At 54.1% G+C, this 11,267-nt stretch carries 12 protein-coding genes and 1 pseudogene; 8 read left to right on the top strand and 5 right to left on the bottom strand.

What is annotated here, in order from left to right; all coding sequences use genetic code 11:
- Positions 1 to 225 precede the first annotated feature (225 nt).
- Together ACTHYN_RS06415 and ACTHYN_RS06410 are read right to left on the bottom strand one after the other, a co-directional pair.
- Positions 226 to 498, bottom strand: coding sequence for a BrnA antitoxin family protein (locus ACTHYN_RS06415; protein ID WP_441811642.1), 273 nt, complete (start codon positions 496 to 498; stop codon positions 226 to 228).
- On the bottom strand, positions 473 to 784 hold the full coding sequence (locus ACTHYN_RS06410; RefSeq protein ID WP_441811641.1) for a BrnT family toxin: 312 nt from the start codon (positions 782 to 784) through the stop codon (positions 473 to 475). The genes ACTHYN_RS06415 and ACTHYN_RS06410 overlap by 26 nt, the downstream gene beginning before the upstream one ends.
- A 126-nt stretch (positions 785 to 910) precedes the next feature.
- Between ACTHYN_RS06410 and ACTHYN_RS06405 the strand changes: the two genes are divergently transcribed.
- From ACTHYN_RS06405 to ACTHYN_RS06370, 8 genes and pseudogenes are all read left to right on the top strand, one after another.
- Positions 911 to 1,354 (top strand): hypothetical protein, encoded by a 444-nt coding sequence (locus ACTHYN_RS06405; protein WP_441811640.1) that lies wholly within the window; start codon positions 911 to 913, stop codon positions 1,352 to 1,354.
- Between the two features lie 146 nt (positions 1,355 to 1,500).
- Positions 1,501 to 2,487 (top strand): annotated as a pseudogene (locus ACTHYN_RS06400) (transposase); the annotation flags it as partial.
- A 64-nt stretch (positions 2,488 to 2,551) separates the two neighbouring features.
- Positions 2,552 to 2,680, top strand: coding sequence for a hypothetical protein (locus ACTHYN_RS06395; RefSeq protein ID WP_441811639.1), 129 nt, complete (start codon positions 2,552 to 2,554; stop codon positions 2,678 to 2,680).
- A 148-nt stretch (positions 2,681 to 2,828) separates the two neighbouring features.
- Positions 2,829 to 3,107: a type II toxin-antitoxin system RelE/ParE family toxin gene (locus ACTHYN_RS06390; protein WP_441811638.1), complete on the top strand. Its 279-nt coding sequence runs from the start codon at positions 2,829 to 2,831 to the stop codon at positions 3,105 to 3,107.
- A gap of 10 nt (positions 3,108 to 3,117) precedes the next feature.
- Positions 3,118 to 3,432 carry a HigA family addiction module antitoxin gene (locus ACTHYN_RS06385; protein WP_441811637.1) on the top strand — a complete coding sequence of 105 codons (315 nt, stop codon included), beginning with the start codon at positions 3,118 to 3,120 and terminating at the stop codon, positions 3,430 to 3,432.
- Between the two features lie 106 nt (positions 3,433 to 3,538).
- A complete protein-coding gene (locus ACTHYN_RS06380) occupies positions 3,539 to 3,871 on the top strand; it encodes a YnfA family protein (protein ID WP_172514385.1) in 333 nt (110 codons plus the stop codon).
- 295 nt (positions 3,872 to 4,166) lie between these two features.
- Positions 4,167 to 4,907, top strand: a complete 741-nt coding sequence (locus ACTHYN_RS06375) for a substrate-binding periplasmic protein (RefSeq protein WP_441811636.1) — start codon at positions 4,167 to 4,169, stop codon at positions 4,905 to 4,907.
- A gap of 201 nt (positions 4,908 to 5,108) precedes the next feature.
- The gene (locus tag ACTHYN_RS06370) at positions 5,109 to 7,406 is read left to right on the top strand and encodes a bifunctional diguanylate cyclase/phosphodiesterase (RefSeq protein ID WP_441811635.1); all 2,298 of its coding nucleotides are present in this window, start codon (positions 5,109 to 5,111) and stop codon (positions 7,404 to 7,406) included.
- 77 nt (positions 7,407 to 7,483) lie between these two features.
- Here ACTHYN_RS06370 and ACTHYN_RS06365 read toward each other — a convergent pair whose 3' ends face one another.
- Genes ACTHYN_RS06365 through ACTHYN_RS06355 form a run of 3 tightly spaced genes read right to left on the bottom strand, consistent with a single transcriptional unit; the run spans position 7,484 to position 11,082 of the window.
- Positions 7,484 to 8,773 carry a cation:proton antiporter gene (locus ACTHYN_RS06365; RefSeq protein WP_441811634.1) on the bottom strand — a complete coding sequence of 430 codons (1,290 nt, stop codon included), beginning with the start codon at positions 8,771 to 8,773 and terminating at the stop codon, positions 7,484 to 7,486.
- Between the two features lie 12 nt (positions 8,774 to 8,785).
- Positions 8,786 to 9,475 carry a response regulator transcription factor gene (locus ACTHYN_RS06360; protein WP_441811633.1) on the bottom strand — a complete coding sequence of 230 codons (690 nt, stop codon included), beginning with the start codon at positions 9,473 to 9,475 and terminating at the stop codon, positions 8,786 to 8,788.
- Positions 9,472 to 11,082 carry an ATP-binding protein gene (locus ACTHYN_RS06355; protein WP_441811632.1) on the bottom strand — a complete coding sequence of 537 codons (1,611 nt, stop codon included), beginning with the start codon at positions 11,080 to 11,082 and terminating at the stop codon, positions 9,472 to 9,474. The genes ACTHYN_RS06360 and ACTHYN_RS06355 overlap by 4 nt, the downstream gene beginning before the upstream one ends.
- Positions 11,083 to 11,267 lie beyond the last annotated feature (185 nt).

Below are 11,267 nucleotides of genomic sequence, written 5' to 3'. Positions count from 1 at the left end.
GAATATTCCGGGGCACTATAAATGAGCGGTGCTGCGGTTATTGCTTGAATCCACGCTACCTGTAAATATCGACCTAAGAGGCACTGCAGAAAACATGGATAGAATTTCTTCTGAGTCATTAGCGGAAGCAGAAGCTAGGCGCGTTAAAAATGCCTAACAAAATGCTGCACCCGGATAAATTACTCGCTGCGCTCATAATTTACCGGTGAGCTCGGCGTTAGCACCTCAAGCCCGACGGTTGTCGTTCACCTCGTCCGCAAGCCAAGCCTTAATCAGTGACTGATAGGGCATGTCTCGCTTGTTGGCCTCGATTTTGATCCGATCAAGCAGTGTTTCGGGCAAACGGAGTGAAATAGTTTTGGTTGAAGGTTTCAGCTTCGGAAAAGAAGCAGGTTTTGCCTGACTCCAGTCCAGGTAATCTGAGGAGTCGTTGGTCTCCCAGAACTCTCGCTCTTCTGCTTCAGTTTTAAACTCAGGCATCTTTTTCAACTTGCTCATAAACAGCCCTCTCTTTGCGGTGCATGTCGCGAGCTGAAATCACGCGGATCAGTGTACCGTTCTGCCTTAGTGTAAATGTGATGTGGAGTAGTCTCTCATCATCTGTTTCACCAAGGGCATGAAACCGGGCCTCTGCTTGGCTGTGTCTGGAATCTTCCAGCACGAGAAGCGGCTCATTAAAGAAGATTTCTTCCGCTTCAGACTGGTTGACGCCATGCTTCTCCGCGTTTTTTCGAGAGTTGCCTTCGTCCCAGTCAAAGTCAGTGACTTGTGCCCAATTGATCATAAAAGTATATTACCAGCATATACGTTGCCGTCAACAAGTGCTAACCAATGCAGGCACGGCGACGCCTACTACATTGCGCCTTCGGCTTCATTTTGTAGGCGCGCATGCTGCAAGCGTTAAATTTCAATGACTATATTCGAGACGATAACGTTTGCTGTTGCAGTCCTCGGTGCTGTTCTTGGGGTTATTAATACCTGGGTCGGCTTGTCTAAGGAGCGTGTGAAGCTCAAGGTTCTACCAAGGCATGCGATTCCTGTTGGTAATGCGCCGCAGAATATTCAGCTTAGTATTGATATCGTAAATCTCAGTGCATTTCCGGTTACAGTGTCTGAAATCGGAGTTTTCTATAGCGGCACGAAAAAACGGTCAGTTATTCCTAACCCTATAACGTCTGATGGCGGAGCATTTCCGAGGCGTCTTGAGCCAAGATCAGCAGTGACGCTTTACACGGAAAAGCCTCGTGCAGTTATCGATGGGCATAGAATGAAGTGCGTGTTTGCTAAAACAGATTGTGGTGTGGTGCAGAAAGGCGATAGCCCTGCTCTCAGGCAGATGGCCGTCGAAATTTAACAAGTGCAGGCACGGCGACGCCTACTACATTGCGCCTTCGGCTCCATTTCGTAGGCGCGCATGCTGCAAGCGTTGAGGCTGTAGAAAAACCCCGAAATCGCGCCTCGGTTTGATAGGATTGAGCAAACAGACAAGGAGCCGTCGGCATGCCCCGCTTCAAGCACTACAACTACGACCAGGATGCCATGGTCGTCATCAACTATCAGGAACAGCTCCAACCCGGCACCTTTGAACACGCCGTCCATTACCTGGTCGAGCACAAGCTGGATCTGTCGGTGTTTCACCCCAAGTATTGCAACGACGACACAGGCCGCACGGCCTACGATCCCGCCATTCTTCTGAAGATCATTCTGTTTGCTTACTCCAAGGGCATCACGTCCAGCCGCGAGATTCAGTGGTGTTGCGAAACCAACATCATCTTTAAAGCACTGTCCTGCGATACCGTCCCCCACTTCACCACCTTGGCCAAGTTTGTCAGTCTTCACGCTGATGAAATTGAAGAGTTGTTCGAACAAATACTGTTGGTGTGCCATGAACAGGGCCTTCTGGGCAACGAACTGTTCGCCATCGATGGCTGCAAAATGTCGTCAGACGCCGCGAAGGAATGGTCTGGCACCTTTAAAGAACTGGGTGAGAAACGGGACAAGCTGAAACGGCTTATTCGCCATCACCTGCATGAACATCACGAACGGGATGAGGCCGAAACCGAAGCCGAGCTGGACCGAGATATTCGCCGCGCCAAAACCGTGCTCTCTCTGGATGAGTCCATGAAGAAAGTGGACCGTTTCCTAAAGACGAATAGCCCAAGGATGGGCCAGGGGAAACGACGCAAGGAAGTGAAGGGCAACATCACCGATAACGAAAGCGGCAAGATGACCACCAGTAAAGGCACCATTCAAGGCTATAACGGCGTGGCCACGGTGGACAAAAAACATCAGATCATCATCGATGCTCAGGCCTTCGGCGAAGGGCAAGAACACCATACTTTAACGCCGGTGCTGGAGACGGTTCAGCAGCGCTATAAAAAGCTGGGCATTGCCGACAACATCTATCAAACCGGCGCGGTGGTTACGGCCGATACCGGCTTCGCCAACGAAGCCAATATGCAGTACCTGCATGAACCTTGGATTCATAGAATAAATGCAGCAGTTCGCTGTGCACCTCCCCCACTTCAATAGACACGCATCAAGTATTTGAATGAATGTGGAAATCACCGGTGATCGCGAATTTATCACCCCTGTTCAGGAGCAAGACGGTGTTTGGGTGCTAATGGCAGACCAATCACTTTATGCCCTACAAGCGGAGAGTGGCAGGATGCTGATTTAATGGCGCTTACGGCGTACACAAGTCACTGCACGCGGGTTCTTTACTCGCTTCGCTCCCACAAATCCGGTGAGTGAAACGTTATGCCCTTCTTTAGCCGCAGACTATATTAACGCTTGACGTTATTAACGCACTGCGTGACTATGTTCCCATGATCATGTCGTTCAAGTGTAAGGATACCGGGAAGCTGGCAAGCGGTCGCCGCGTCAGGCGCTTTGTCAATTTCGAGCGCGTTGCGCTAAGGAAGATTCGGCAACTCCAGTCTGCTGGTCAGCTGGATGATCTTAAAGTCCCGCCCGGCAACATGTTGGAGGCGCTGTCCGGTGATCGTAGAGGTCAACACAGCATTCGAATCAACAAACAATTCCGGGTGTGCTTCCGCTGGACAAAGGCTGGTGCGGAAGATGTCGAAATTGTTGATTACCACTAGGAGGTAACTCATGCGCAACATTGATTCTGTAACGCCAGGCGAGTTACTGAAGGAGGAGTTTCTTGAGCCGATGGGGATTTCTCAATACCGCTTGGCCAAAGAAATTGGCGTGCCTGCTCAGAGAATAGGTCAGATTATCGCTGGAAAACGTTCGATAACCGCAGACACCGACCTACGGCTTTGTCGTTTCTTTGGTTTGACCAATGGCTATTGGTTGCGGGCTCAGGCTGCCTATGACACTGAAATTGCTGAAGGTGCCCTAGAAGATCAGTTGGAAAATATTCGGCCATGGAACTCGGGTTCGGGAATCGGGCACAGAGCATAACCAACGGCCGCACAGCGACCGATCTTTTACGTAGGATGTGACTCCCAAAAGCGGCCAGAGTTTTTCTACAGCCTCATTATGTGTTTTTACCAAGGAGTTAGTGTTTTTGTCTGAGTTGAAAACCGTTGGCTTATTTCTCGTCACTGCTTTAGCGGAGATTGTTGGTTGTTATTTGCCCTATCTTTGGCTTCGCGAGGGTAAAACTGCCTGGCTACTGGTGCCGGGTGCGCTGAGTCTTGCGGCATTTGCCTGGCTGCTGTCCCTGCACCCAACCGCGGCGGGCAGAGTCTATGCTGCGTATGGTGGCGTTTATATTTTCATGGCCATACTCTGGCTTTGGACAGTGGATGGCATCCGTCCAACTGCGTGGGATTTGGTTGGCTCAGCTGTTGCTTTGGTGGGGATGGCAATCATCATGTTTGCACCGCGCACCACATAACCAATGCAGGCGCGCATGCTGCAAGCGTCAAATGCAGAAAAAGCTTTGAGTGAGTGGCCATCTCAGGGTTATGATCGAGCCGGCTACTTTCGCCATTTACGTAGGCACCCTTGTGATTATTTGCGGATGTGCTGCGACGGACTCCAACGGGCATTGGACGGTAAAGTAACATGGCACAATGCTGCTGTTTCCCAAACGATTTACACAGAGTTTTTTACAGGCTCTCTTTTAACCGGCCAAGGCAACGTCGAACAAGAGATGGTCTTCCCACATCGATCGATGGGAGGACGATCCAATGAGAATAGGTCTGCTGATCATCGCAGCATTCATGTCCCTTTCCGTTTCATCCCAAACGCTCCAGATTATGGGGTCGGACCAGGGCTTTCTGCCGTTTTATTACGATAATGACCTTAACAAGGGGATTCTGGTCGAGGTGATCAATGAGTTCACCCTGGAGACCGGTATCAAAGCCGACTTCCGCCCGATGGCGCGCAAACGCCACGCCTGGGCCCTGGAAGAAGGACTGGCTAACGCAGTTTTCGCCAACCCGCGATGGATGCCGCTGCCGGATCGGATGCATGCGGTCGGGCCGGTGTTAACTTGGCGTGACCGCGTGTTCGCGCAACCTGGACGACAGCCGGACTCCTTCGATGACCTGAAGGGCAGTATTTGCCTGCGCAGATGGTTTGTATACAGTGACCAACTCGAGCGTCGGATCGGCAACAATCTGCACCGCCATGACGCGTACAATGCTCAACAGATGCTGGGCATGTTTCTGCGCAAACGGTGCGACTACATCGTCATGAACGAAACAGAGTTCAGATTTTTGGCACTGCTGGCAAAAGTCGATTCGAACCGTTACAGCACGCAGTTGATCGATGCCGAATTACCAGTCTATCTTGGTATCCTCAAAGCCGAGGCGGCTCTGATTGAAGCTGCGGAAGCTTTTTTCGCTACCTACACCATTGACGTGGAGGCCATACTACCCAAATTGCCGCCGCCGGACTGGCTCGCCCCTATTCAGCTAGACAAGTAGGTATCCCGCGGCGGATCAGGTACCGATTGAACTGAACAAATGGGTTAAACCGGCCGATTCTACTAAACAGGCAGGAATGCGACGATTAAAGCTACCAACCAAGCCCGGATTTGAGACCGGACAGTGCGTCAACTGTCAAAATATTTTACAATGCTGTAGATCGTGAAACTTCATACACACCGCGCTTGATGGATTTAATTTTTGGCTGTACTAAAACGAAACATCTGGGCGCTGTTCCTGCTGACCGTCTTGCTTGGCGCGGTGATACTCACAGCGCTCCTGTACCAACGCTGGCAATCTGTTCTCTCGGACCAAACGGCTTATCATAAGTCCAGGGCCACTCTGGTTTACCAGTCGGTCAACAGTTTTTTGCGCACCCAGGAACTGGTTCTGGATGTTATTGGGCGAGAACTTCTGTATTCCGGCGATGTATTCCAGGGCCGGGGCGTTATGCCGTTGCTGGACGGTATTCTCGCGACCAACCCCGCCCTCATCACGTTCGGACTTGCCGACATGAACGGCAACCTGATTCGGGTCAGCTCCAACATTGACCCATATACAGTACCCAACCTCCGCGCCAACCCCAAAACGGTCGCCAGTTTTAATCGGGCACTCGAATCAGATCGCATGGTGGTCGGGCGCACCTATTATGTGGGCGCGCTGAACGAATGGGTTATCCCGGTGCGCAAGACCCTGCGTTCACCTGACGGCCTTCCCATTGCCGTAATGACGGCAGGCTTGAGACTGGGCTCCAAAGGCTTGATATTCAATCAGCAACTGCACGATAGCAAGGAGGACAGTGTCATTCTGTTCCGGGAAAATGACCGCTACGTGCAGTTTATGTCGAAGCACAATGTCGGTCCTGAGCAATACGCAGACATTCACTACAACGAAGCAGAAACGGGCCCCAAGGCCGGTCTGTTTGAGCCCCCGGTTGGGCCCAGCAAACAACAACAGATAGTGGCGGGCAATCGGGCGGTCATCTATTTTTCGGGACGCCACGATACCGACTATCTGGCAGCGGCCATCTACGATTCCGAGTATCAGCTTTGGACCATCTCCGAAACAGCTTTCTCTCCACTGTACAGACAGTTGTTCGGCATAGTTCTGTTTTACGTCTCGGGGTTTGTGATCATTGTCGGCATTCTTTATGCGCTTTTTCGGGTGATCGACCGTGCTGAGCTGACCCGCCAGCGCGAACTGCTCTATCAGGCACGACATGATGACCTCACAGGTCTGTTGAACCGGGCCGGGCTGCTGGACCGTCTCGAACGTCTGCTCGGTCATAACAAACCCTTCAGCCTGATTGTTATTAACATTGATAACTTCAGCGGCATCAACGACCGCTTTGGCTTGAAACACGGCGATGACATGTTGATTGAGTTCGGTCGCCGCCTGACCGGCCTGATTCACGGGTCCGATGAGCTGGCCCGGTTGGGCAGCGATGAGTTCATGATTTTAACCCCCAACACCGATACCAACCAGTTACTGACAGCCTGCGCCTCTCTGGTTCAGAACCTTGCACAAACCTTTGCCGTGGGAAGGTTGCATTTGCAGGTGGGTGTTCGAATTGGCGTTGCCCGCTTCCCGGAGGATGGCAGGGTACTGGGCGAACTGATTCGCAGCGCCCATCTTGCACTGTTTCAGGCAAAACTGAGCCAAACGGCGGTGTGCGTTTATCAACCTGAGATGGAAACCGCCTACCTTCGGGGGCTTACCATTGAACAAAGGCTGAGGTTTGGGTTGGTTTCCGGCGCTCTGCACATGGTTTATCAAACACAGGTGGACCAACACGGCACGGTTACCGGCCTGGAAGCGTTGGTTCGCTGGCAGGATGAAGAGCTTGGTTTTGTTTCCCCGGCCGAGTTTGTGGAAGTGGCAGAACGCAGTGGCCTGATGATCCCCCTGGGCAACTTTGTATTGAGCAGCAGCTTGCAGGAATTCAGAGAATTGACCCCGCGCCACGGCCAGCCTCTGGATTTGGCAATCAATATATCAGTCATTCAGTTCTGCCAGGTGGATTTTGTCGACAATGTACTGGCAGCGCTGGAGGCCCATGGTGTTTCACCCCGTCACCTGGTACTGGAAATCACCGAAACCCTGTCTATGGGCAACTTTCAACAGGTCCTGGATACTGTCCGCGGCTTGCGGGCACACGGTATACGGGTCGCCATGGATGATTTTGGCACCGGCTATTCCTCCCTCAGCTTGCTACGGCGGCTGCCGCTTGACGAATTGAAAATCGACAAGAGCTTTGTGGATGCCATTGTTGATGATGAGAAGGCGACCAACATGGTTCGTTCCATCGTCGCGATTGCCCAGAGCCACAACATGAGCCTGATTGCCGAAGGGGTGGAAAGGCGGGATCAGGCTGACACCCTGATTGGCATGGGCTGCCTGCGGTTCCAGGGCTATTACTTCAGCCGGCCGGCCCCCATGGACGAGTTGATAACCTTACTGGGGACTGCGCCCGGCTCGCGTCATGGCGAAACGGAATAGCTTAGGTCGGCAAGCCGCCGCCCTACCCGCCGCTCAAAATTTCAGCAACGTTATACTGACCCGGCAACCCCGAAGACCTACTGGCTGTCTTGTGGCCGCCAGAAACGGGCAATGGCGGGCTTAACACTGACCCCATGCGCAACAATGGAAAGTGCCACCACAACCAGTACAAGATGTATCAAATCCAGGGCGATGTCTTCAGGCAGCCCGTGTTGAATGGCGTACATCAAGTAGTACAAAGACCCGATGCCGCGCACCCCAAACCAGCCCGCCATATTGCGCAAACGCAGGGGCGTCCGGCTACCCAACAGCGCCACGTGAACGCTAACCGGGCGAGCGATGAGGAAGACAAAGGCGGCAAAGCCAACGGCCCGCCAACTCCAGGAATCCCAGAAAAGTGACCCGCCAATTAACAGTACCAGCACAATTTCAGCGAGCTTTTCCAGGTGCTCATTAAAGTCGAGGGAATGTTGGTGGATATGGACGATAGGCTCAGATTCGTGTTCTTCGGGGGCTTCTTCATAGGCCTCAGCGCAGTATTTTTGCCGCAGGCCAACCTGTTTCAATTCTGTGTGGCGCAGCGCCACCGCAGCGCTGAACACAGCCAGAAACCCCCACGCACCCGCGGCCACACTGGTGCCATATGCGAAGGCGATCAATCCGAGGCCGAGAAAATTCTCCACGAACTCTGATTGTGTAAAGGTCTTGCGGGTCCGCTGAACCAGCCAGCCCATACCACTGCCAGCGAGAATCCCGATTCCGGTGGCAACTCCACTGGCCCAGACCACGTCTACCGCCAGCCAACGCCAGCCGTTGTCACCCAAATCATGCAGCCCCAACAAGCCGAGCCCCAGCATCACAAAGGGGAAGGCGCTGCCATCATTGATCCCCGCTTCACAGGTGAGCGAGAAGCGCAGCTGGTCGGTGTCGCCGGCGTGGCGAGCCTGCACCTCTGTGGCCAGTACCGGGTCTGTGGGTGCCACTACCGCACCAAGTAATACCGCGGCGCCAAGTGGCAGGCCTAACCAGTAGTAGCCCGCGAAAGCCACAATGCCAACGGTTAAGGCCATCGAAAGCACCGCCAGCCGAAGGGGGGTGCGCCAACGGGTGAATTTGACCGGGGCCGGCATTTTTACACCGGCACAGTACAGTGAAATAAGCACGGCAACTTCTGTCAGCAGCTCCAGCAACGCCGACTCTTTCAACGGATTGAAATGAAAGAGCGAAAACCCCATCGGGCCCAGAATAAAGCCGATGATCAGGTAAACAATGGCCGACGTGACCGGTGCTGTTTTGATATAGGATGCGCTGAAACCCACTACCAGCAACAGCGAACCGAGCAATATGAACCAGGTTGCAGTCGTCATGTCTGAAACACTCTATTCGTCACAGGTGAGCAAATAACCAAAGCCGCGAGAGGTGCGAATAACGCCTGAGGCGCCGGCTTGCTCCAGCTTCTTGCGCAGATAGGCAATATAAACCTCAACGATATTGGTGTGCGGGTCAAATTCGTAGCCCCAAACCGCGCGAAGAATGTCGGTGCGGTTGAGCACTCGCCCGGCATTTTCCGCGAGATACCGCAGCAGGGTGAATTCCGTTACGGTCAGGTTCAGATCCTGGCCATCGTGGTGCGCCGTTTTCATATCCAGGTTAATGCTGATGCGACCCACAGTGATTTCGTCCCTGGCGGGCGGGTCGGCAAGCGAACGGCGCAACAGCACCTCCAGCCGAGCCAGCAACTCACCAAACGCGAAGGGTTTGGTCATGTAATCATCGGTGCCGGCCCGCAGGCCTTCAATGGTGTTATCCAGCCCGTCCTTGGCCGTCAGCATCAGCACCCGGATGTCCTGGGCTTCGGCACGCAGAGTCTGGCACAGTTCTACGCCATCGACACCGGGCAGCATCCGGTCCAGAATCACCAGATCGTAATTGCCCGCCCTAACCAGCGCCAACAGATCCCGTGCGTCGGAGCGCACACTGATGTTGTAGCCTTCCTCGGCAAGCCCCTTTGCCAGAAATTCAGCGATTTCGTTATCGTCTTCAACAATCAGCAAATGCGGGGACGTCATACGATTTCCTCTGCAAGAGGCAACTCAATAGCCACGGTTGCGCCCTCACCCGGGGGGCTCTGCACCGTGATCGTGCCGCCATGTTGATCAATAATCCATTTGGCGATGGCCAGCCCCAGCCCAACGCTGCGCCCCGAGTTACTCTGGGCACTGGCACCACCGCCAGAGAACCGTTTGAACACGTGGGCGGTCGCTTCTTCGGAAAACCCGGGCCCGGCATCCCGCACCCGAATGATCGCATGGCCTTCATGGGCCGCCAGTTCGATCAGCACGCTGGTTTTTTCGGGGGCAAATTTAATGGCGTTGTCCACCAGGATCAACACGGCCTGGCGAAGTCGCTCACCATCGCCGCGCACAATCACCGGTTCGAGGGGTTGGTGCGGGGCAAGGGAGACGCCTTTGTCCCGGGCCAGCGTCTGGCTGTCAATCAAGGCGTCGCCAATCATTCCCTGCAGGTCCGTTGGCTGCATGTCCATGGTGATTGCACCCGCCTCCGAACGTGCCAGAAACAACATATCTTCAACCAGCCGACCAATCTGGCCGGCCTTGCGCACAATGGTTTCCAGGGTTTTCCGGGTTTGTTCCGGGTCGCGACCGCGGCTACGCAGGGCCACCTCGGCCTGACCCCGAAGGATGGTTAACGGGGTACGCAGTTCGTGGCTGATGTCGGCAAAAAACTGCACACGGTTGGCATCTACCTCATTTAGGCGGGCATTGAGTAATTCCAGCTCGCCGGAGCGGGCGACCAGTTCGCGCGTACGCTCGGCCACCTGCTGTTCGAGGTTGTCGTTGGTAGCCTGCAGAGCATCCCGCTGCGCCTTGATCTGGCCGGTCATGCGGTTGAACCGCCGCGCCAGATTGCCCAGTTCGTCGGTGCGGTTGGTTGCCACAATATGCGAAAGATCGCCCCGCCCCACGGCATCGGCCGCCTGGGCAAGGGCGGTCATGGGGCGCAGCACTGTGCGGTTCAGTACAAGGATATTACCCACCCCAAGCCCGGTAACAATGAGCACCATGCTCAAAGCCAGCCAAAGCGAATAACGGGATAACCGCTCGGCCGCCACGAAGCTCTCTTCTACCCGATCCTGCTCACGGGTCAGGGCTGCATAGATCAGCGCATCCAGCTGCTCATCAAGATCATTCTCCACCCAGGCATTGTAAAGCGACGACGCCGCATCCTTACGCCCGGCCGCCAGTTCCTGGGCCAGTCGCCAATATACTTCGTCGAGCTCTTGCACCACGTTACCGATGTTGTTCAGCAGCTGGATTTCCCGCAGCTCGTCGGCGCGCTCACCCGGATCGTCAAGCCGGCCGGCTTCATTCGAGACCGTCTCCCGCTGCATCGCGAGGCGCTCCATCAGGGATTTGTAAATCCGTTTTATATCCGCATCCTGCGGACCAATGGCGATCAGTTCGGCAATCTGCTCAACAAAATGGTGCGCCTCGTTGGCAATCAGGTAGATATCCCGGAGCTGCTCATAGGATTCAGAAAACTGACGACGGCGCTCATCTGCAAATCGCAGGGAGAAAATAATAACAACGAAAAAAACGGCCACCGTTGCTATGACCGCCATGTGGCTGAGGTAGATCTTTGTGCGAATCTGCATTGGTAACATCCGTTGTGAGCATTCAACAAGACCCGGCGGCTCTAATGGCTTTCTAATGTTCAAAGGCACTTTTCTAACGGGTTTCTAATTGAAAGGACTGCGCGTCCGTCGCATCATAGGTGTGCGCACTGTAATCCTTGCACCACCGGCAGGTTTCTTCAATTGATTCGCGCATTCAGTTTCCG

Source organism: Marinobacter sp. (genome assembly GCF_052091845.1).
Classification (GTDB): domain Bacteria; phylum Pseudomonadota; class Gammaproteobacteria; order Pseudomonadales; family Oleiphilaceae; genus Marinobacter.
This window is presented reverse-complemented; position numbering and strand designations above follow the sequence as displayed.

Excerpts from the sequence above, each read along its gene's own strand:
- ACTHYN_RS06395 (WP_441811639.1), top strand. The coding sequence starts at position 2,552 with ATGAATGTGGAAATCACCGGTGATCGCGAATTTATCACCCCTGTTCAG.
- ACTHYN_RS06355 (WP_441811632.1), bottom strand. The coding sequence starts at position 11,082 with ATGCAGATTCGCACAAAGATCTACCTCAGCCACATGGCGGTCATAGCA.
- ACTHYN_RS06410 (WP_441811641.1), bottom strand. The coding sequence starts at position 784 with ATGATCAATTGGGCACAAGTCACTGACTTTGACTGGGACGAAGGCAAC.
- ACTHYN_RS06390 (WP_441811638.1), top strand. The coding sequence starts at position 2,829 with ATGATCATGTCGTTCAAGTGTAAGGATACCGGGAAGCTGGCAAGCGGT.
- ACTHYN_RS06375 (WP_441811636.1), top strand. The coding sequence starts at position 4,167 with ATGAGAATAGGTCTGCTGATCATCGCAGCATTCATGTCCCTTTCCGTT.
- ACTHYN_RS06365 (WP_441811634.1), bottom strand. The coding sequence starts at position 8,773 with ATGACGACTGCAACCTGGTTCATATTGCTCGGTTCGCTGTTGCTGGTA.
- ACTHYN_RS06360 (WP_441811633.1), bottom strand. The coding sequence starts at position 9,475 with ATGACGTCCCCGCATTTGCTGATTGTTGAAGACGATAACGAAATCGCT.
- ACTHYN_RS06385 (WP_441811637.1), top strand. The coding sequence starts at position 3,118 with ATGCGCAACATTGATTCTGTAACGCCAGGCGAGTTACTGAAGGAGGAG.
- ACTHYN_RS06415 (WP_441811642.1), bottom strand. The coding sequence starts at position 498 with ATGAGCAAGTTGAAAAAGATGCCTGAGTTTAAAACTGAAGCAGAAGAG.
- ACTHYN_RS06405 (WP_441811640.1), top strand. The coding sequence starts at position 911 with ATGACTATATTCGAGACGATAACGTTTGCTGTTGCAGTCCTCGGTGCT.